Below are 21,038 nucleotides of genomic sequence, written 5' to 3' on the forward strand. Positions count from 1 at the left end.
CGATGTCCGCGCAGGCCAATTCGAAACCGGTGGTTCGACTGCGCGGGGTTCGTCTGCGCTACGGCAAGGTCGAAGCGCTCGCCGGGATCGATCAGGATCTTCCAGCCGGTTGCATGGTCGGGCTGATCGGTCCGGACGGCGTCGGCAAGTCCAGTCTGCTGTCCTTGATCGCCGGCGCGCGAATGGTGCAGGAAGGTACCGTGGACGTGCTCGATGGCGACATGCGCGAGCGCAATCATCGCGGCAAGGTCTGTCCACGCATCGCCTACATGCCGCAAGGCCTGGGTCGCAACCTCTATCCGACGTTGTCGGTTGAGGAAAACCTGCAATTTTTTGCCCGCCTGTTCGGCCACGACGCGGGCGAACGTCGCCGGCGCATCGACGATCTCACCCGCTCCACCGGTCTGCACAAGTTCCTGGCACGCCCGGCCGGCAAACTCTCCGGCGGCATGAAGCAGAAGCTTGGCCTGTGCTGCGCGCTGATCCACGATCCGGACCTGTTGATCCTCGACGAGCCGACCACCGGCGTGGATCCGCTGGCGCGCGCGCAGTTCTGGGATCTGATTGCACGCATCCGTGGTGATCGCCCGCACATGAGCGTGCTGGTGGCCACCGCCTACATGGACGAGGCACAAGGCTTTGATTGGCTGATGGCGATGGACGAAGGCAAGGTGCTCGCCACCGGCACGCCACGGCAATTGCTCGCACGCACCGGCAGCCCATCACTGGAGGCGGCCTTCATCGCGCTGCTGCCGGAAGAGAAGAAGCGTGGTTACGCGCCGGTGGCGATTCCGCCGCTCGAGGCCGATGCCGACGACATCGCGATCGAGGCCAAGGGACTGACCATGCGCTTCGGCGATTTCGTCGCCGTCGATCATGTGTCCTTTCGCATCCGCCGCGGCGAGATCTTCGGCTTCCTCGGTTCCAACGGCTGCGGCAAATCCACCACCATGAAGATGCTGACCGGCCTGCTCGAAGCCAGCGAAGGCCGCGCCTGGTTGTTCGGCCAGGAGGTCGATCCCAGGGACATCGACAGCCGCCGCCGCGTCGGCTACATGTCGCAGGCGTTCTCGCTGTATGGCGAACTCACCGTCGCGCAGAATCTGGTGCTGCATGCGCGCCTGTTCAACGTCGACGACGCGCAAATCCCGGCACGGGTGCAGGAAATGGCCGGGCGTTTCGACCTGATCGACGAACTGGACAGCCTGCCCGACAGTCTGCCGCTGGGCATGCGCCAACGCCTGTCGCTGGCGGTGGCGATGGTGCACAAGCCCGAACTGCTGATCCTCGACGAGCCAACCTCGGGCGTGGATCCGGTGGCACGCGATGCATTCTGGCGCCTGCTGATCGAACTGTCGCGGCGCGACAAGGTGACGATCTTCATCTCCACCCATTTCATGAACGAGGCCGAGCGTTGCGACCGCATGTCGATGATGCATGCCGGCAAGGTGCTCGACAGCGACAGGCCCGCCAAATTGGTGGAAAAGCGCGGTGCGAACACGCTGGAAGAAGCCTTCATCGGCTATCTGCTCGAAGCCGAGGGCGCTGCGCAGCCATCCAGCGTCGAAGCCACTGCCAAGGCTCAAGCCACGGAACCCGCAGCGCAGCCAGCGCCGGCGGCGCGGCGTGGAATCTTCAGGCTGCAGCGCATGCTCAGCTATCTGTGGCGCGAAACGCTCGAGCTGCAGCGCGATCCGATCCGCGCAAGTCTGGCATTGGGTGGTTCGATCCTGCTGATGTTCGTGATCGGATTCGGCATCAGCATGGACGTGCAGGACCTGCGCTATGCGGTGCTCGACCGCGACAACACCACGCTCAGCCGCGACTATGCGCTGCAGCTGTCGGGATCGCGCTATTTCATCGAGCAGCCGCCGATCAGCGATTACGCCGGGATGGACAAGCGCATGCGCAGTGGCGAGCTGTCGCTGGCGATCGAGATTCCGCAGGGCTTCATGCGCGACGCACTGCGCGGCAACGGCGTGCAGATCGGCGCCTGGGTCGACGGCGCGATGCCGCAGCGCGCCGAGACCGTGCAGGGCTATGTGCAGGGCATGCACATGAGCTGGCTCGCCACGCAGGCCGCGGCGCAAGGCATCGGTACCGCCGCGGCAGCCGACGTCCAAACGCGTTTCCGCTACAACCCCGATGTGAAAAGCCTGCCGGCGATGGTGCCCGCGGTGATTCCGATGCTGCTGCTGATGCTGCCGGCCATGCTCACGGCGCTCGCGGTGGTACGCGAAAAGGAAACCGGCTCGATCACCAACCTCTACGTCACTCCGGTCACGCGCAGTGAATTCCTGCTCGGCAAGCAATTGCCTTACGTGGGCCTGGCGATGATCAACTTCGGTTTGATGTTCCTGCTGGCAGTAAGCGTGTTCGGCGTGCCGATCACCGGCAGCTTCCCGACCCTGCTGGTCGCTGCGCTGATCTTCAGTTTTGTCGCCACCGGCATGGGCCTGCTCGCTTCCTCGATCACCAACAGCCAGATCGCGGCGATGTTTCTCGCCATGATCGGCACCATCATCCCGGCCACCCAGTTTTCCGGACTCATCGATCCGGTGTCGTCAATGGAAGGGGGCGGCAAATTGATTGGCCAGATCTATCCGGCCACGCACATGATCACGATCAGTCGTGGCGTGTTCAACAAGGCGCTGGGTTTCGCCGATCTGGCCGGGTCGTTGTGGCCCATGCTGCTGTCGGTGCCGGTGATCCTCGGTATCGCCATCGCCATGCTCAAGAAGCAGGAGCGCTGAGATGGCCCGCATCCGCCAGAAGAGGCGCCACCTCGCCAACATCTTCCGGCTCGGCGTCAAGGAGCTGTGGAGCCTCGCGCGCGACCCGATGATGCTGGTGCTGATCCTCTACGTATTCACTGGTGCGGTCTACACCGCCGCCACGGCGATGCCCGAGACCTTGCACAACGCGCCGATAGCGATCGTCGACGAAGACGACTCGCCGCTGTCTCAGCGCATCGTGTCGGCGTTCTACCCGCCGCAGTTCACCATGCCGCAACTGTTGCGCATGGACGCGGTGGACGCCGGCATGGATGCCGGCCAGTACACCTTTGCCCTGCACATCCCGCAGGGCTTTCAGCGCGATGTGCTGGCCAGCCGCGTGCCGGAGCTGCAGCTCAATGTGGATGCCACCCGCATGAGCCAGGCCTTCACCGGCAGCGGCGCCGTGCAGCAGATCGTGATGGGAGAGGTCAACGAATTCGTCCAGCGCCAGCGCGGCACGGCCGCCGCGCCTGTCGATCTGGCCTTGCGCGCCCGCTTCAACCCGGCATTGGAAAAGGGCTGGTTTGGTGGTCTGAACCAGATCATCAACCAGATCACCATGCTGTCGATCATCCTGACCGGTGCGGCGCTGCTGCGCGAGCGCGAGCGCGGCACCATCGAGCATCTGCTGGTGATGCCGGTCACACCGTTCGAGATCATGTTGTCCAAGGTCTGGGCCATGGGCCTGGTGGTCCTGCTGGCCGCCGCGCTGTCGCTGAACCTGGTGGTCCGCGGGATGCTGCAGGTGCCGGTGGAAGGCTCGCTGCCCTTGTTCTTCACCGGCGCGGCGCTGTGCCTGTTCGCGACCACCTCGATGGGCATCTTCCTCGCCACCCTGGCACGCAACATGGCCCAGTTCGGCATGCTGATGGTGCTGACCATCATGCCCTTGCAGATGCTCTCGGGTGGATCCACGCCGCGCGAAAGCATGCCCGAGCTGGTGCAAGACATCATGCTGGCCGCACCGACCACGCACTTCGTCGAACTCGGCCAGGCGATCCTGTTCCGCGGCGCCGGCATCGAGGTGGTCTGGAAGCAATTCCTGTGGCTGGCCGTGATCGGCGTCGCACTGTTCGCGTTGTCACTGGCCCGCTTCCGCAAGACCATCGCCCAGATGGCCTGATGCGTTGCCGGCACCCTTCATTTGTTCAGGATTCCAAGAGAGGAGAACCGCGATGAACAAGACCATGAAAGCCGCCGTTGTCCGCGCATTCGACAAACCCCTGGCGATTGACGAAGTCCCGGTGCCGCGTCCGGGCGCCGGCGAAGTGCTGGTCAAGATCGAGGCCTGCGGCGTGTGCCACACCGACCTGCACGCCGCCGAGGGCGACTGGCCCGTCAAACCCAATCCGCCATTCATCCCCGGCCATGAAGGCGTGGGCTTCGTTGCCGCCGTGGGCGCCGGCGTCACGCACGTCAAGGAAGGCGACCGCGTCGGCATTCCCTGGTTGTATTCGGCCTGCGGTTGCTGCACGCATTGCCTGGGCGGCTGGGAAACCCTGTGCGAGTCACAGCAGAACACGGGCTACTCGGTCAACGGCAGCTTCGCCGAGTACGCGGTCGGCAATGCCGGATACGTCGGCCATTTGCCAGCCAACATCGGGTTCGTCGAAATCGCTCCGGTCTTGTGCGCCGGCGTCACCGTGTACAAGGGGCTCAAGGTCACCGATACCAAGCCCGGCGACTGGGTGGTCATTTCCGGAATCGGCGGACTCGGGCACATGGCGGTGCAGTACGCCAGGGCCATGGGCTTGAACGTGGCCGCGGTGGATGTGGACGATGCCAAGCTGCGCCTGGCCGAACGCCTCGGCGCCACGATCACGGTCAATGCGAAGACCACCGATCCGGCCGCATTCCTGAAGAAGGAGATCGGCGGCGCTCACGGCGTGCTGGTGACTGCGGTGTCTCCCAAGGCCTTCGCCCAGGCCACGGGCATGTTGCGCCGGGGCGGCACCATGTCGCTGGTCGGCTTGCCGCCGGGCGACTTCCCGCTGGACATCTTCGGCATGGTGCTCAACGGCATCACCGTGCGCGGGTCGATCGTCGGCACGCGCCTGGACCTGGCCGAAGCGCTGGCCTTTGCCGAACAAGCCAAGGTTGCCGCCACGGTCAGCAGCGACCGCCTGGACAACATCAACGACATCTTCGCGCGCATGCACGCGGGACAGATCGAAGGTCGTGTCGTGCTTGACATGGCTTCCTGAAGGCGCCTCGCGCAAAGGACCCGGGCATGAGCAAGAAGTCACCATCCCCCGCCGCGCCTTTGTCAGGCGCAACCTTCATCAATCCACTGCAACTGGCTGCGCAGGCGACCGAATACGTCATCGATGCCTGGCAGCGCACCCTGCTGTTCACCGACATCCGCCGTGAGCGCGGCAACCAGTACCGCGAGCATCTGCGCGAGACCGCACCCAACGTGCTCGATTTCGCCGCGCAACCGGTGATGTCCGGCATGGATCTGCCACGTCCGGTGAACTACTGGCTGGCGCGCATCGTTGCCGATGCGTCGACGCCGATCGATCCACGCAAGCGCCCGTTCATGGTGGTCGACCCGCGCGCCGGTCACGGTCCCGGCATCGGTGGCTTCAAACCCGACAGCGAGATCGGCGCCGCGCTCAAGGCGGGACATCCGTGCTACTTCGTCGGCTTCACGCCCGATCCGGTGCCAGGGCAAACCGTCGAAGACGTGATGCGCGCCGAGGCCGCCTTCGTGCGCAAAGTGGCGGAACTGCATCCGCAGGCGATCGGCAAGCCCTGCGTGATCGGCAACTGTCAGGCCGGCTGGCAGGTGATGATGACTGCGGCCGTTTGGCCGGAGCTGTTCGGACCGATCATCCTTGCCGGTGCGCCACTGTCGTACTGGGCCGGCAGGAATCCGATGCGCTATGCCGGCGGACTGCTCGGCGGCAGCTGGCTGACGGCGATGACCAGCGACCTGGGCATGGGCCGCTTCGACGGTGCCTGGCTGGTGCAGAATTTCGAGAATCTGGACCCGGCCAACACGCTATGGTCCAAGCAGTACAACCTGTATGCCCATGTCGACAGCGAAGGTCCACGTTATCTCGGCTTCGAGAAGTACTGGGGCGGTCATGTGTTTCTCGATGGCGGCGAGATCCAGTACATCGTCGACAACCTGTTCATCGGCAACAAACTGGCGACAGCCGAGTTGATGACCTCGGACGGCGTGCGCATCGACCTGCGCAACATCCGCTCGCCGATCGTGGTGTTCTGCTCCCATGGCGACAACATCACGCCGCCCGGCCAGGCATTGGGCTGGATCACCGACCTGTACCGCGACGACAAGGACGTGATCGGCCACGATCAAACCATCGTCTTTGCCACCCACGACAGCATCGGGCACCTGGGCATCTTCGTGTCCGGCAGCGTCGGCAGGAAAGAGCATCGCGAATTCACCGCCAACATCGACATCATCGACCTGCTGCCAGCAGGCGTCTATCGCGCCGGCGTCGAGGACCGACCCGCCGACATGGACGATGCGGATCTGGCCGATGACCGTTACCTGATGAAAATCCATCGCAGCGGCATCGAAGAGGTGCGCGCCATCGTGCAGCCCGATGCGGACAGCGAACGCCGCTTCGCCGCCTCGGCACGCGTGTCGGAGATCAACCTCGCCCTGTACCGCAATTTGCTGCAACCCTGGGTCAAGGCGATGGCCACGCCGTGGTCGGCGCAATGGATGCAGACCCTGCATCCGCTGCGGATCGGCTACGAATCGTGGTCCGACCGGCATCCACTGGCGCCGCTGCTCAAGCAGGCCGCGCAACAGGTGCGCGAACACCGCCAGACGACCGCAGCCGACAATGCCTTCCTGCAGGCGCAGACAACGTTGTCGAAAGCGGTCGAGCTGGGTCTGGATCAGTATCGGGACCAACGCGATGCGCTCTATGCGGTCGCGTTCGATGCCATCTATGGTTCGCCTGCGGTGCAGGCGCTGGCCGGACAGAGCCTGCGCGACGACGACCCGGTGCGGCCACACCCGGGCGATTCGCCGGAACATCGCGCGCTCATCGCCAGCGAATTCGCCCGGCTGGAATCGGACATGGAAAGCGGCGGCTTGCCCGAGGCGCTCGTGCGCAGCCTGTTCTACGTGTTCAAGGCGCGCGGCGAGGCAGACGAGCGCCACTTCCGCCACGCCTGGGAGCTTGCGCGGTCCGCTTCAGGCAAGCCCAAAGGCCACCAACCGGGCATGACCGAATTCCGTGCCCTCGTGCGTCGCCAGGCCTTGCTGGTCCAGCGCAATCCAGACAGGGCGCTGGCCACCATTCCCGAACTGTTGTCCGGCAACTCGGCCCAGGTCCTGCGCAAGGCGGCCGACTACATTGTCTCGGTGGTCACCCACGGCGATGGCTTGTCGGCGCAGGAACACAAGAGCCTGCAACGGGTGCTGGCCTTGTTCGGGCAAGCGTTGCCTGCGGACCCGTCCGCGCCAGGGAAACGTGCCGCGCGCAAGTCGCCAGGCAAGGCAGGTTCCGTGACCGCGGCGCGCAAGCCGTCCACTTCGGCGCGCAAACCAGCGCAAGCCAAGGGCCGGAATTCACCCAAACCGCGCCGCAAGGCGCCGAGGAAGACGCCATGACCTCCCCTGCCGTCACGATTGACGCTCACGCGTTCGAGTTGCAGCGCCTGCTCGAACATGTTGCGGGCATCCCGCCGATCCGCGTTGCGGTGGTGCATTCCTGCGATGCGCCGAGCCTGCAGGGTGCTCTGGATGCGCGCAAGGCTGGCCTGATCGAGCCGGTGCTGGTCGCGCCGCGCGCCAAGCTCGAAACCGTTGCGGCTGCATCCGGTCTGGATGTGTCCGGCATCGACATCGAGGACGTCGCCCACAGCCACGCCGCTGCGGCGCGCGCCGCCGAGCTCGCGCGCGACGGCAAGGTCGAGGCATTGATGAAGGGCAGCCTGCACACCGACGAGCTGATGGCCGCGGTCGTCGCGCGTGAATCGGGTTTGCGCACCAAGCGCCGCGTCAGTCACTGCTTCGTGCTGCATACGCCACGCTATCCGCGCCCGTTCATCGTCACCGATGCGGCAATCAACCTTCAACCCGATCTTCTGCAGAAGGCAGACATCGTGCGCAACGCGATCGACTTGGCACACGTGATCGGCGTCGAAAGGCCCAGGGTCGCAATCCTCGCCGCGGTGGAAACCGTGAACCCGAGCATGCCGGCCACACTCGATGCCGCGGCGCTGTGCAAGATGGCCGACCGGGGCCAGATCGTTGGGGGCGCGCTCGATGGCCCGCTCGCGTTCGACAACGCGGTCTCACCCGAGGCCGCGCGCACCAAGGGCATCGTCTCCGAAGTCGCCGGTCAGGCCGACATCCTCGTGGTGCCGGATCTGGAAAGCGGCAACATGCTGGCCAAGCAACTGGTCTATCTCGGCGACGCGACCAGCGCCGGCATCGTTCTGGGTGCCAAGGTGCCGGTGATCCTCACCAGTCGCGCCGATCCGGAGATTTCCCGCATTGCATCCTGCGCGCTGGCTTTGCTGCTGGCACGCCACTATCGCACTTCACCGCCATGAGCCACGTTGCCGGCGCAAGCGACACGCTCGTCGTCCTCAACTGCGGCTCGTCGAGCATCAAGTTTGCCGTGTTCGATGCAGCCACCGATCCGCTGCCGCGCAAGCCGCTGTGGAACGGCAAGGTGCAGGGCATCGGCGGGCCGAATCCCGATTTCGGTGAAACCGGCGTGGCGCCCTTCGCGATTGAACTGGATGGCACGCATCCCTATCGATCCGCGCTGACGTTGATCCGCGAACGCATCCTCGCGCGTCTGGATGGCCGCAAGATCGCCGTGATCGCCCATCGCGTCGTGCATGGCGGCAGCAAGTATTTCCAACCGATGCGCGTGGATGCGCAGGTGCTCGCCGATCTCGAGGGTTTCATACCACTGGCGCCGCTGCATCAGCCTTTCGCGCTGGAAGCAATCGAGATCCTGTTGCGCGAGCATCCCGACTTGCCCCAGGTGGCCTGTTTCGATACCGGCTTCCATGCCAGCCTGCCCAAGGTCGAACAGATGCTGCCGCTGCCATACGAGTTCTGGCAGCGCGGCCTGCGTCGCTATGGCTTCCACGGCCTGTCCTACGAATACATGGCAACCGCCCTGCCCGAACGCCACGGCGAGCGGGCGCGTGGGCGCTGCATCGTTGCCCACCTCGGCAGTGGCGCGAGCCTGTGCGCGATGCAGGGCTTGAAAAGCGTCGCCACCACGATGGGTTTTTCCGCGCTGGACGGATTGATGATGGGCACGCGCACCGGCGCGCTGGATCCGGGCGCGGTGCTGTACCTGATGGAAATCGAAAAGCTCACGCTCGCGCAGGTCGGGCAAGTGCTCTATCACCACTCCGGCCTGCTCGGCGTCGCTGGCATTTCAGCCGAACCCCGCGTGATCGTGCAGCACGAACAGGATGCGGGGGAAGCCGGCGAACGCGCGCGCATTGCGCTCGATCTGTATGTGCGCCGGATCGTGCGCGAGATCGGGGCCTTGGTCGCACTGCTGGGCGGACTCGACCTGTTGGTGTTCACCGCCGGCGTCGGCGAACACTGCGCCTTCGTGCGCGAACGCGTCTGCCGCGATCTGGCCTTTCTCGACCTGCGCATCGATGCCGCTGCCAATGCCGCCAATGCGCCCGTGATCTCGGTTTCGCCCAGCCGCGTCGTGGTCGGCGTCGAGCCGACCAACGAAGAATGGATTGCCGCGCGCGACGCGCAGAACCTGCTCGAAAATAGCCGCTAGGATGGCATCCGGAGAATCCGCCATGACGCCAGCGACGCGTGCCGCCCTGCCGGACCGGCATCCAACGATGCAATCCTCGCGCGCGCCCAGCGTAGCCGTGTTCTCCACGCAGGCTTACGACCGGCAGTTTCTCGACGCTGCCAACGCCGGGAACACTTGTCGGCTGCATTATTTCGACGTGGCGCTCGACGCCGACACCGCAAGTCTCGCCGGCGGGCACGAAGTGGCCTGCATTTTCGTCAACGACCGCGCCGATGGCGACGTGCTGAAGACATTGGCCGCAGGCGGTACGCGCCTGCTGGCGCTGCGCTGTACCGGGTTCAACAATGTCGATCTCGCCGCCGCGCGTGACTGCGGCATCCGCGTGGTGCGCGTAAGCACCTATTCGCCGCATTCGGTCGCCGAGCATGCGGTGGCCTTGCTGCTGGCTCTGGTACGACGCATTCCGCGTGCCTGGTACCGCACCCGCGATGGCAACTTCACTCTCGACGGACTGCTTGGCTTCGACCTGCACGGCCGCACCGTCGCGGTGGTCGGCACCGGCAGGATCGGACTGGCGTTCGCCCGCATCCTGCACGGCTTCGGCTGCGAGCTGCTCGGGCATGACAGTTTCGAAAATCCCGAGTTCAAGGCGCTCGGGGGCCGCTATGCGGACCTCGACGAGGTGCTGGCCAAGGCCGACGTGGTGTCCCTGCACTGTCCGCTCACGCCGCAGACCCACCATCTGATCGATGCGCGGCGGCTGGGTGCCTGCAAGCCGAACGTGATCCTGATCAATACCAGCCGCGGCGGCCTGGTCGACACCGCTGCGGTGATTGCGGCGCTGAAGTCGCGACGGCTAGGTGGCGTGGCCATCGACGTGTACGAACAGGAGGCCGATCTGTTCTACCGAGACTGGTCCGGTGCGATCGTGCCCGACGACCTGATCGAACGGCTGTTGTCGTTCCACAACGTCATCGTCACCGGGCATCAGGCATTTTTCACGCGCGAGGCGATGACCACGATCAGCCAAACCACGGTCGAGAGCATCGGCCAGTACGCACGCGGCGAGCTCCTCACCGAGGAACTGGTCATCGACTGAAACGGCGATTCGTCGCCCGGAGGAAAACATGCACGCAATCGGGGCATTTCTCGATGCACAACCGTTCATTGCGCTGTTTCTCGTTGTTGGTCTGGGCTATGCGCTGGGTCGAGTGCAAATCGGTGGCTTCTCGCTCGGCATCGGCGCGGTACTGTTCGTCGGCCTCGCACTCGGCGCGATCGCGCCCAAGGCCGCGCCGCCGGGCCTGCTGGGCAACATCGGCCTGATCCTGTTCCTGTACTGCACCGGCATCCAGTACGGTCGCACCTTCTTCAAGGGCCTGGTCAGTGGCTTCGGTTTGCGTGCCAACCTGCTCGCGGCCGTGGCGGTCGTCGCTGGCAGCGTGGCAGCGATGCTCTGCGCGAGCTGGCTGGCTTTCGATGTCCCGAGCGCCACCGGCATGTTCGCCGGATCACTCACCAGCACCGCGAGCTTGCAAACGGCGCTGGCCACTTCCGGCAGCAGCGCACCGGCGGTGGCTTACGCCATCGCGTATCCATTCGGCGTGTTCGGCCCGATCCTGCTGTTCTTCCTCACCCACAAGCTGCTGCGTCCGAAGGTCGAGCGTGTGGGGCAGCAGCACCTGGCAACCGGCGAAGTCGATGTCAGCGAGGCTGGCTTGGTCGGGCGCACTCTCGCCGAGCTTCGGCCCTCGGCACCGAAGGGCGCTGAAGTCACCCTGCTGCGTCGGGGCAACCGCAACGTCCTGATCGAAGACGACACCTTGCTGCAGGAAGGCGATCGCCTTCTTGTCGCCGGTCCGCCCACGCTCATCGAGGATCTCAAGCTGCAGCCCGACGGTGAGGTCCGCGGTGATCGCCGCCACTTCGACGTCGTCCTCGTCCATGTCTCGCGCGAGGCGCTGGTGGGTCGGCGGCTGGACCAGATGCCATTGCCGAAGGAGTATCCGGCCCGCATCGTGCTTGTTCGCCGCGGCGACGTCGATCTGGTGCCCACACCCGAGCTGCTGGTCGAATATGGTGACCTGATCGGTGTGCTGCTGCCGCCCGAACGGCGTGTCGAGATCGGTGCGGTGTTCGGCGATTCGGTCAATGCCGAGGCGCAATTCTCGTTCATGTCCTTCGGCCTCGGTCTGGTTGCCGGCGGTCTGCTCGGACTCGTGCCTATCCCGATTCCCGGCATCGGCACGGTTGGCTTGGGCGCAGCCGGTGGCGTCATCGTCATGGCGCTGGTGTTCGGCCACTTGCGCCGGGCGGGACCGTTCAATTGGAGCCTGCCCCACGCGGCCAATGCGGTACTGCGCAATTTCGGATTGACGCTGTTTCTGGCGAGCGTGGGCATGTCCTCGGGCGCGCCGTTCGTGACCAGCATTGCCAACGACGGCTTGACCTTGCTGCTGGCCGGCGTGATTCAGGTAGCGGTGGTCGTGCTGATCGTGATCCTGGGTGGCTACTTCGTGCTGCGCATGAACTACGACGATGTGCTCGGCATTGCCTCGGGCGCCACCGGCAATCCGGCCATCCTCGCCTACGGCAACCAGCTGTGCCCGACCAGCCGACCGGACATGGGCTACGCAATGATCTTTCCCGGCGTCGGCACGATCCTGAAGATCGTCCTCGTGCAGGTGATGCTCGGCTGGGGACAGACCTAGCACTGCGCGAACGGCTTGCGGCCACGCGGCACGACGGCGATCCGGGCGCTTTCCTGCGTGCGAACCACCGCAACATTCTGGCGCTGGCGAGGGTCCACAACTGGCCGCCGTCCTCGTCTTGATGCCCTGAAATTGACGGGAGCGGCATGGCTTTTGGTCACATTGCCGCGGACGCGCATCCGGAGGTCGTTCGCAGGCACACGCGACTTGGCGGATTTCGTCATCAAGGCAAGACTGCCCCCCGGAATCTTGCGCAGGAACCTTGTTTCCCGCGAGTCTTTGCAGGGCGATGGCAACGCCAGCCCGCCCACGGTTTCCCCGCGCGTGAGATCTTGCGCGAACCCGGATGAGGTTCACTGAAACAATGTCGGCGCGCACGTCCATCGACTGCACGCGCGCCCAAGCGTGTCTGCCCGGGTGGTCGATGAAGATCGCGCGCGGCGAGTGAGCCGGCCGGCGACCACGGCAATTGTGCGAGACTTCGCCCATGAACACCGACGCCGCACCCCACGCGGGTGCCGAGCCATCGGAGCATGCCGTTGCGCCGCTCGATGCCCTCATTGACGTGCTCTACGCCGATCTGCGCGGGATCGCGCGACGCGAGCGCTTTCGAGCCCGCGCGGGCGCAACGCTGTGCACCACGGCGCTGATCAACGAGGCATGGTTGAAGCTGCAGCGTTCGCATGGTTGGAAGGACCGGCAGCACTTTCTTGCCACCGCCGCGCTGGCGATGCGGCAAGTGCTGGTCAACGACGTGCTGGCGCGGCGATCGGCCAAGCGCAACCACGGCCTGGATCTGGTCGAGCTGCACGAGGACATCGATGCGATCGATGCACAGGACGAACAAATCCTGCAGGTGAGTGATGCGGTGGCGCGGCTTGCAGTACTGAGTCCGCGCCTTGCCCAAGTGGTCGACTGTCGCTTTTTTGCCGGCTTCAGCGAAAACGAAACCGCCGACGCGCTCGGCATCACCGATCGCACCGTGCGCCGCGACTGGTTGAAGGCACGCGCATGGCTGTTTCGTGAGTTGGGCGAATCGGCGCCCGTGTTCGAGGATGGCCATGCATCGATCTGACGCAGCCATGCCCGACGATGCCGACGCGCGCGGTTTCGCACGCATCGAAGCTTTGCTCGACGCTGCACTCGACCGACCAGCGGCATCGCGCGAGGCCTTCGTGCGCGAAGCCTGCAACGGCGAGGAGACCATATGCCGGAACGTGCTCGAGCTGCTCGCGGCGATGGCCGCATCGGAAGGCTATCTGGAACACGCGGCGGCGGCGCTGTCGCCGGCCGCCGAGGCCGGCATGCAGCTGGGGGCGTGGACCCTGCAGCGCCCGATCGGTCGCGGCGGAAGTGGCGAGGTCTGGCTGGGCGTGCGCAGCGACGGCCAGTTCGAGCAACGGGTGGCGGTGAAGCTGCTGCGCGACTGGCAGGCCGACGACATTCCGCGGTTCCTGCGCGAGCAGCGCCTGCTTGCGCGGCTGGATCACCCCGGCATTGCCCGCCTGCTTGACGCGGGCAGCACGCCGGATGGCCGACCGTACATGGTGATGGAGTTCATCACCGGCGCACCCTTGACCGAGCATGTGCGCAGCCATGCGATCGACATCGATGCGCGTCTGGCCTTGTTCGAGCAGGTCTGCGATGCGGTGGCATTCGCGCATCGCCATCTCATCGTGCACCGCGATCTCAAGCCGCAGAACATCCTGGTGCGCGAGGACGGTCGCGTCGCCTTGCTCGACTTCGGCATCGCCCGCCTGCTGGATGAGACGGGCAGCTGGCATGCAGTCACCCGCACGCAAGGCCTGACCCCGCAATACGCCGCTCCCGAACAGTTGGCAGGCGAGACTGAAACCACATCAACCGATATCTACGCGCTGGGCCTGCTGCTGCACGAGCTGCTGGCCGGTCGGGCGCCCTGGGGTCACCTCGTTCGTCAGGGCATGCTCGCGGTGCTGCAGCGCGCGGCCGCGGGTCCGCCACCGGCCCCTAGCAGCCAGGCCGCTGGCGCCGAAGCACGTCGGTTGCGCGGTGATCTCGACGCCATCGTGCACAAGGCGACGCGACCGGAGCCCGAGGCACGCTACGCCTCGGTCGAAGCCTTGCGACAGGACATCGAAAACCACCGCTCATTGCGCCCGGTGCAGGCGCGCGGGGACGCTCTGGGATATCGCCTGCGCCGCGCCTTGAGACGCTACTGGCTGGCAGCGGGCGTGTCGCTGCTGTTCGTCGTCGGCCTGGCGGTGGCGCTGACGGCGGTGAGTCTTGCCGAGCGGGAAGCCGCACGCGAGCGCGACATTGCACAGATGGAAGCATCGCGCAGCAAGGCGGTGCGCGACTACCTCGCGCACATGTTTCGTGATGCTGGCCAACAGGCCCGGGCCGACGCACCGCTCACCGCCAAGCAAGTACTGGAGCAGGCGGCGGCCCGCGTCGATGCCGGGTTTGCACAGGATCCCGCCGCCGCGGCGCAAGTACTCAAGGCACTGGGCGAACTGCACTTCTACATCGATGACTACGCCGGCGCCGCGCCGCTGCTGCAGCGCTGGCTGGCGCACGAATCCGCCATCGCCGATCCTGCCGCTGGCGCCGACGTGCGCTTCACCCTGGCGGAAACCCTGCATCGCATGGGTCGCTCGGACGAAGCCGCGCACTTGCTTGCGCAGGCGCAAGCGTACTGGTCGGCGGACGCCGCACGCCATGCCGACGTGCTGTTGGTGAGCCGCATGCTGCAGTCCCAGCTCGAACGCCAGCGCGGCGAGGTGACAGCCGGCATCGCAACCCTTGAGAACGCATTGCCGCAGCGCCTGCTGCGCTCCGGACCGGAGCATTTCGAAACCGCGGTGCTCTATACCAACCTCGGCGCTGCCTACATCCAGGCCGGCCGTTTCGAGGAAGGCATCGCGGCCTCGCAGGAGGCGATGCGAAGCTGGACGGTGCTGAACATGGAGCGCGGAAACGATGCGCTCAATACGCTCAACAACCTTGCTGCGGCCCACTTCCGGCAGGGCGACATGACCAAGGCCGAACAGGCATTCGCTTCTGCCCTGGCATTGCGGCGCGCGGCCTATGGACCATCGGCCGCGACGGCAGCGCTGATCGGCAACTATGCGCGCACGCTGCTCAAAAACCGCAAGGCGGACGTGGCTGTGCCACTGATCGAGGAAGCCGAGGCAATGGCGCGCAGCCATGCCGGCGACACCAGTCCGCTCACCCTGTCGCTGCAGGTCTCCCGTGCCGAAGGCCTGCTTGGCGTGCGCCGTCTCGCAGACGCAGCGTCGGTGCTTGCCGCACTCGAGCCCACGCCGCTTCCGGCAGTGATACAGCTGCGCGCCGACGTGCTGCGCGGCACGCTCGCACACGCGCGCGGCGACCTCAGCGCTGCTCGCGCCACCTTGGCGCGTGTGCGCGCCAAGGCGCAGACACTGGGTCCGGCAGCCGATTCGGTGCGCGACGACGTGGATGCCTTGCAGCGTCTCGTCGAGGCTGCCTCGAGCGACAGCGCCAGTTGACGGCAAGGCGCGATCGCGGCGCACCGCTCCATCTTCAAGGCAGGCGGCGCGCAGGATCGCGCCGCCCGCAGGGTGCATGGCTCAGTCCTGCTCGAAGCCGTCGCAGAACACGCCGTCGGTCCTGCCGTGGCAGCCGTTGTCGATGAACTCGTAGGCGCCCATGTCGATGCGTGCACCGGCGATGCGCACGTTGTAATCCCGATCGAGGGCCGTGAGGTTGTACGCATCCTGTCCCGCATCGATGGCCGGCGACTGCCTGTGCAGGTGGAGATTGGCGGTGGTGAAGCCCGGGTTCTGGCTGAGCAGGCCGCCGAGGTCGAGCAGGCGATCGAGTGGAAACGTGTCGTTGCCGTAGGCATACACGATGCCGGGCGCGGACAGGCCGTGCTGCAGCAGCGAATGCCCGATCTCCACGCGGCTGGTCGCTGCACTGGCGTCGCCGTAGATGTTGTCACCCGCGCCCTGTGCATACGCGCCGAAGTCGCCGGGCGGCTCGGTGGCTTCATTGCCCCACAGGATACTGTTGAGGAACTGCGTCACTGGCCCATCGACATCGGGCACGAACAGCACGCCGCCCAGGCGCGCCCGGTTGCCGGAGAAGCTGCTGTTGACCAGTTCCACGCGGGTTGCCGCGCCATTGGATACGTTCATCACCGCGCCGCCCAGGTTCTCGGCTTGGTTGGCGACGAAGATCGTGTTGCTCGCGCGCAGGCGCGCAAACGCATCCGGATAGAAAAAGCCGCCGTTGATGTACAGCGCGCCGCCATTGACGTTGAAGATGCCGTCCTCGGGCACGTTGCGCCGCGCGCGATTGTCGATGAAGCGCGCGCGGTCGATCGACACATCGAAAAAATCCATCAGCGCCATCGCGCCGCCGGTCACGGCCGCGTTGTCGCGAAATTCCACGTCGGTGAACGCAGGTCTGGGCACCGCCCAGAGACTGCCCACCTTCACCGCGCCGCCATCGCTGGTGGAACGATTGTTGCGGAACACCACCTTGCTCAAGGTCGGCGCGGCCGGCGCACCATCGCTGTAGACCGCGAGCGCGCCGCCCCCGCCCGTGCCGGTGCCATCGCCGGCCAGATTGCCGACGAATTCGAGCTGGCGCAGCATCGGACTGCAGCGATGCGAGAGATCGTACCCGGCAATGCACACCGCGCCGCCGCCTCCGGCTTCGTACAGGGTTTGGTTGGCAAAGCCAGCGGTGATGACGAAGCCGTCCAGTACGGTGTCGGGCCCGATGTCGGCGCCTTCGCCGGCATTCCACAGCTTCGCATCGAAACGCACCACGTGCCGCGCATTGTCGCCGTGGATGTCGTCAGGCGTGGGCGTGACACCGCGCGCGTCGAGGTTGCTGTCGTCGGCCTGCATGTCGCCACTGAGGACCGTGGGATATGCCTGCACCTGACGTTGCTCGCGGGAAGTTTCGGTGCCGGAGAACCCGCCATAGACCCGCGTGCCCGGCGGGATGAGGAAACTGGTCATGCGTCGGCGCTCGGACTCGGTGAGATTCAAATCGGGATTCAACCCGGGGACGTAGCGGCCCTGCGCCACCCAGATTTCCGCGCCCGGCTGGCTCGCCAGCGCCACGTCCAAGCGGTTGTAGGCGCTGACCCAGGAGCTGCCATTGCCTCCGTCGGGCGCGTTGGCACGGACGAAAACTTGTGACTGCCCGGCGATGGGCAGGCCGAGCAAGAGCGCAAGGGCAAGAGGTCGAAGACGGATCGCTCGCATGAGGTGTTCCTGTGTGTGGAGTGGCGGTGTGATCCAGCAGCACAGGAAAGCGGGGCCGATCCGGGCATCCGCCCGCGAATCGATCCTGCCCGCGCGACAGCACGGCGCTGCCGAGAGGCTCGATTCATTGATTGATTTGCAAGCTGTCCGCAGCGCTTGAAGGCCCCTCGTCGCGGCAAGACCGTCGGTCCGCAGCGGCATTTGCGCTCACCGCCGGCGGCGCCGATGGTTGGATCATGCGGCAGCGTGTGGCCAACTTGCCGGTGTTCGCGGGCAAACGCACCTGGAGTCTGGCTTTTCGTGCGCGACCCCCCGCAGCGTGCGATCAACCCGCCTTGCGAAAAGTGAGATTGATGCGCTGGCTGCCGAGCAGCGGATTTGGTTGATCCTTGAGCGGCAGCACGCCGTGATGGCGCAGGCGGTCTTCCCCGCCCCAGACGACCACATCGCCGTGGTGCAGCGCAATCCTGCTCGCCTTGTCGCTGCGCTCGTGCCCGCCGAACAGAAAGGTCGCTGGCATGCCCAGTGACACCGAGACAATCGGCGCGGCGCACGAACCTGGAACTTCGTGCCTTCGATCTCGATGCCAATCTTTGATGGCGGCGCATCCCGAGCGCGGGTGCGAGTTGCCAAGGCGCAGCGTGATAGTGCGCTGGCAGCTTGCGAGGGCAGCATCCAGGTGGCCTTTCGTGAAGTGGCCGATACGCTCGCCCAGCGCCGCGACCTCGGTCAGCGCCAGCGCCGCACGCAACCGCACGCCCGTCGGCAGCACCAGTCCCATCATCCGATCGTCGCTCGCCGCACGCGCCCCGTCGGCGACCACCGGTAGCAGCGATGGCCTTTGCGCTACCGCACCGCGCCTCGACCAGTACACGAACTGCGAATACGCCAAACCCCGCGCGCGGCAGAACGCCGCCGCCGACTCATTCCCCGATCGCCACGCCGCGATCCGCTTCGACCACGCCACCACCTTGCTCGACATCCTGCGCTCCCGTTGCCAAAGAGCGTGGATCGCAGCGGAGGTCAGCGTGGATGGAAGGTGAGGTGGGCGGACGCTTGCGTTGCAGCAGCGTCCCGGCACGTCGCAACTGCATCAGGATCGCCAGCGGATTGGCACTGGCGGCGAGATGGTGACCAAGCACGCCGTCAAGTGCCGCCGAGACTGCTTCGCGTTCGCTCGATGAAGCATCGCTGTCGAGCAGGGGGTCGAGCTGGCGCAGCAACAGGTCGATGCTGCCGCCAACCAGACGCGCCACTGCGCGGACCGATTTGTAGACCAGCCCGCTGATTCCCCGCATCGGCTGCTGCGTGGATGCGCCAAGGATCGCCGGAGTGCGCAGGATGTTGTGATGCCTGATCTCGACCAGCGAGGTCAGGCCGAGCACCGCATCGACCTAGGCGGCCGTACCTGCCCGCCGTCGAGGCGCTGTTCAAGCTGCTCGACGAACGTGGCAATTAGAGCGCGACGAGCGCGGCGCTCAATTCCCTGTGTCGGCGCTCGCCGAAGAAGCACGCGATAGGTGGAACAGGCACCGCTTCACCCAAGCGCAGTCTGCGCGGCTACGTGCCGATGAGTATGCGGTCGATGATGCGCGGCGGCGTCCGATCCGCTTCGCGATCAACGCGCCGTGAACATGCGCATGATGCGACGGAAGAAACCCTGTCTGGGCAGGGTGGGCGGCGACGCTTCCCCCGGCGGCGTGGTGGCGACCGTGCGCGGATGCTCGCGGCGCGGCTTGCGCTCCCCGGTGTTGCCCGTCGCGTGGCTGTCGGGCGTGTTCATAGCGGCGGCTTGAGCCTCGCCATCACGACGCTTGTTGCGTCCGCGGCCACCGCGACGGCGGCGTTTGTGCGCTGCCTGCCCATCGGTGCCGACGGGCGCTGCGCCATTGCCGGCCACGGCTTGTGGCGCGGCGTTGCCCTCTGCCGACCTTGCCACCTGCGCATCGCCTTCGCGGCGCGGCCCGCGTTCGCGGCGTGCACCATCGGCGCGACCGCGGTCACGACGCTCGCCGCCACGCGCGGCCTGCGATCCGCGCGAGCGTGTGGAGGGACCTGATTTCGGCGGCGGACCCGCGGTGTTGCGTGCATCGTCGGCGGCTTCGTCCTCGGCTGCGACCGCTGCCGGGATCGCCTTGCGCTCGCGCGCTGGCGGCGGCTGCAGCAAATCAGGCGTGATCGCCGCAGTCGGAATCTTCTGCTCGATGTAGGCCTCGATGTCAGGCAGGGTCATCGCGTAGAGATCACAGGCGAAACTCACCGCGTCGCCCTCGGCGCCCAGGCGCGCAGTACGACCAATGCGGTGCACGTAGTCCTCGGCATCCTGCGGCAAGTCATAGTTGAAGACGTGGCTGACATCGGGAATGTGCAGGCCGCGGGCCGCGACGTCGGTGGCGACCAGCAATTCGATTTCGCCGCGCTTGAATTTGGCGAGCAGACGCTCGCGCTTGGCTTGCGGCACATCGCCTGACAGGCTGGCCACGCCGAAACCGTGCCGCTCGAGCGCGTGCGAGACCTTCTCGGCGGCGATGCGGGTGTTGACGAAGACGATGCCGCGCTGCACCTGGGTGCGCGAGAGCAAGTTCACCAACAGGGGCAGTTTTTCTTCCTTGGCCGGGAAGTAGACCACCTGGCGCACGCGATCGGCGGTGACGTTGTCGGCTTCGACGGTGAGCTTTTCGGGCTCGTTCATGTGGTCGTAGGCCAGTTCCAGCACGCGCAGCGACAGCGTGGCCGAGAACAGCATTCCCTGACGCTCTTCGCGCGGCGGCATGCGCCGGAACAGGAAACGGATGTCCTTGATGAAACCGAGGTCGAACATGCGATCGGCCTCGTCGAGCACCACCGCCTCGATCGAGTTGAACGAGAACACGTGCTGCTTGAGGTAATCGATCAGGCGTCCCGGCGTGGCGATGATGAGGTCACAGCCGGCCTTGAGCAGCTCGCGCTGCTTGTCGTAATCGACGCCGCCGTAGATCAGCGCCGAACGCAAACCGGTATTGCGGCCGATGTTGTGAAAATCCTTGTCGATCTGGATTGCCAGCTCGCGGGTGGGCGCGATGATGATCGCGCGCGGGTCGCTGAGCTTGCGGTCGGTGCGTGCCGGGCGCGTGAGCAGGCGGTTGAGCACGGCGACGAGGAAGGCGCCGGTCTTGCCGGTACCGGTCTGGGCCTGACCGGCGACATCACGCCCGGTCAGTGCGACCGGCAGGGTCAGGGCCTGGATCGGTGTGCAGCGCGTGAAGCCGGAGGCGTGCAGGCCTGACAGCAAATCCGGATGCAGGTTGAAGCTTTCGAAGGGTAGATCGGTCAGTGGTTGCTGCGACATGGACGGGAATCTTGTGGTGGCGGGGCCGACCGCAAGGGTTGCGGCGAGCGGAAGGGCAGACGCGAAAAGCGCATGCGCGCTTGCGTTTTGCGATGGCATCCCCAACTTGCATGGATCGGCCGTTTGGGCTCAAATGCCGATTGCATTGTGCCCGTTTGCGCGACAGGTCGCGCCAGCGCAATCGCCCAAGTGTAGCGCAGCCGCGTCCGCGACGCGCGCCGACCCGCCCCTTTTTG

The 21,038-nt window shown here is 65.8% G+C and carries 12 protein-coding genes and 2 pseudogenes; 10 read left to right on the forward strand and 4 right to left on the reverse strand.

Annotated features, from left to right (window positions below; all coding sequences use genetic code 11):
- Positions 1–2: 2 nt before the first annotated feature.
- From rbbA to KF759_RS00545, 10 genes and pseudogenes are all read left to right on the forward strand, one after another.
- Positions 3–2,753, forward strand: coding sequence for a ribosome-associated ATPase/putative transporter RbbA (gene rbbA / locus KF759_RS00500; protein WP_291222194.1), 2,751 nt, complete (start codon positions 3–5; stop codon positions 2,751–2,753).
- A gap of 1 nt (position 2,754) precedes the next feature.
- Positions 2,755–3,900: an ABC transporter permease gene (locus tag KF759_RS00505; RefSeq protein ID WP_291222195.1), complete on the forward strand. Its 1,146-nt coding sequence runs from the start codon at positions 2,755–2,757 to the stop codon at positions 3,898–3,900.
- Between the two features lie 52 nt (positions 3,901–3,952).
- The gene (gene adhP, locus KF759_RS00510; protein WP_291222197.1) at positions 3,953–4,981 is read left to right on the forward strand and encodes an alcohol dehydrogenase AdhP; all 1,029 of its coding nucleotides are present in this window, start codon (positions 3,953–3,955) and stop codon (positions 4,979–4,981) included.
- A 26-nt stretch (positions 4,982–5,007) separates the two neighbouring features.
- Positions 5,008–6,825 (forward strand): annotated as a pseudogene (locus tag KF759_RS00515) (DUF3141 domain-containing protein); the annotation flags it as partial.
- Between the two features lie 320 nt (positions 6,826–7,145).
- Positions 7,146–8,321 (forward strand): annotated as a pseudogene (locus KF759_RS00520) (bifunctional enoyl-CoA hydratase/phosphate acetyltransferase); the annotation flags it as partial.
- Positions 8,318–9,535, forward strand: coding sequence for an acetate/propionate family kinase (locus KF759_RS00525; protein ID WP_291222202.1), 1,218 nt, complete (start codon positions 8,318–8,320; stop codon positions 9,533–9,535). The pseudogene KF759_RS00520 and the gene KF759_RS00525, both read left to right, overlap by 4 nt.
- Positions 9,536–9,557: 22 nt before the next feature.
- Positions 9,558–10,616 carry a 2-hydroxyacid dehydrogenase gene (locus KF759_RS00530; RefSeq protein ID WP_345777411.1) on the forward strand — a complete coding sequence of 353 codons (1,059 nt, stop codon included), beginning with the start codon at positions 9,558–9,560 and terminating at the stop codon, positions 10,614–10,616.
- A 28-nt stretch (positions 10,617–10,644) separates the two neighbouring features.
- Positions 10,645–12,228 (forward strand): TrkA C-terminal domain-containing protein, encoded by a 1,584-nt coding sequence (locus tag KF759_RS00535; protein WP_291222204.1) that lies wholly within the window; start codon positions 10,645–10,647, stop codon positions 12,226–12,228.
- A gap of 487 nt (positions 12,229–12,715) precedes the next feature.
- Positions 12,716–13,303: an ECF-type sigma factor gene (locus KF759_RS00540; protein WP_291222206.1), complete on the forward strand. Its 588-nt coding sequence runs from the start codon at positions 12,716–12,718 to the stop codon at positions 13,301–13,303.
- The gene (locus KF759_RS00545; protein ID WP_291222208.1) at positions 13,290–15,740 is read left to right on the forward strand and encodes a serine/threonine-protein kinase; all 2,451 of its coding nucleotides are present in this window, start codon (positions 13,290–13,292) and stop codon (positions 15,738–15,740) included. Before KF759_RS00540 ends, KF759_RS00545 begins: the two co-directional genes overlap by 14 nt.
- 81 nt (positions 15,741–15,821) lie before the next feature.
- Here KF759_RS00545 and KF759_RS00550 read toward each other — a convergent pair whose 3' ends face one another.
- The 4 genes from KF759_RS00550 to KF759_RS00565 all read right to left on the reverse strand — a co-directional run bounded on the left by KF759_RS00550 (position 15,822) and on the right by KF759_RS00565 (position 20,802).
- Positions 15,822–17,474, reverse strand: a complete 1,653-nt coding sequence (locus tag KF759_RS00550) for a choice-of-anchor Q domain-containing protein (protein ID WP_291222210.1) — start codon at positions 17,472–17,474, stop codon at positions 15,822–15,824.
- Between the two features lie 325 nt (positions 17,475–17,799).
- Entirely contained in the window at positions 17,800–18,456 is a 657-nt protein-coding gene (locus tag KF759_RS00555; protein ID WP_291222212.1) for an alpha-ketoglutarate-dependent dioxygenase AlkB, read from the reverse strand.
- Positions 18,398–18,859 carry a hypothetical protein gene (locus KF759_RS00560; protein WP_291222214.1) on the reverse strand — a complete coding sequence of 154 codons (462 nt, stop codon included), beginning with the start codon at positions 18,857–18,859 and terminating at the stop codon, positions 18,398–18,400. The genes KF759_RS00555 and KF759_RS00560 overlap by 59 nt, the downstream gene beginning before the upstream one ends.
- Positions 18,860–19,092: 233 nt before the next feature.
- Positions 19,093–20,802 carry a DEAD/DEAH box helicase gene (locus tag KF759_RS00565; protein ID WP_291222216.1) on the reverse strand — a complete coding sequence of 570 codons (1,710 nt, stop codon included), beginning with the start codon at positions 20,800–20,802 and terminating at the stop codon, positions 19,093–19,095.
- Between the last annotated feature and the right edge of the window lie 236 nt (positions 20,803–21,038).

This window comes from Dokdonella sp. (genome assembly GCF_019634815.1).
Taxonomy (GTDB): Bacteria; Pseudomonadota; Gammaproteobacteria; order Xanthomonadales; family Rhodanobacteraceae; genus Dokdonella_A.

What these genes read in the sequence shown, in the direction of transcription:
- KF759_RS00555 (WP_291222212.1), bottom strand. Translation starts at nt 18,456, where the DNA reads ATGTCGAGCAAGGTGGTGGCGTGGTCGAAGCGGATCGCGGCGTGGCGA.
- KF759_RS00545 (WP_291222208.1), top strand. Translation starts at nt 13,290, where the DNA reads ATGCATCGATCTGACGCAGCCATGCCCGACGATGCCGACGCGCGCGGT.
- KF759_RS00535 (WP_291222204.1), top strand. Translation starts at nt 10,645, where the DNA reads ATGCACGCAATCGGGGCATTTCTCGATGCACAACCGTTCATTGCGCTG.
- adhP (WP_291222197.1), top strand. Translation starts at nt 3,953, where the DNA reads ATGAACAAGACCATGAAAGCCGCCGTTGTCCGCGCATTCGACAAACCC.
- KF759_RS00525 (WP_291222202.1), top strand. Translation starts at nt 8,318, where the DNA reads ATGAGCCACGTTGCCGGCGCAAGCGACACGCTCGTCGTCCTCAACTGC.
- KF759_RS00530 (WP_345777411.1), top strand. Translation starts at nt 9,558, where the DNA reads ATGACGCCAGCGACGCGTGCCGCCCTGCCGGACCGGCATCCAACGATG.
- KF759_RS00550 (WP_291222210.1), bottom strand. Translation starts at nt 17,474, where the DNA reads ATGCGAGCGATCCGTCTTCGACCTCTTGCCCTTGCGCTCTTGCTCGGC.
- KF759_RS00565 (WP_291222216.1), bottom strand. Translation starts at nt 20,802, where the DNA reads ATGTCGCAGCAACCACTGACCGATCTACCCTTCGAAAGCTTCAACCTG.
- rbbA (WP_291222194.1), top strand. Translation starts at nt 3, where the DNA reads ATGTCCGCGCAGGCCAATTCGAAACCGGTGGTTCGACTGCGCGGGGTT.
- KF759_RS00540 (WP_291222206.1), top strand. Translation starts at nt 12,716, where the DNA reads ATGAACACCGACGCCGCACCCCACGCGGGTGCCGAGCCATCGGAGCAT.
- KF759_RS00505 (WP_291222195.1), top strand. Translation starts at nt 2,755, where the DNA reads ATGGCCCGCATCCGCCAGAAGAGGCGCCACCTCGCCAACATCTTCCGG.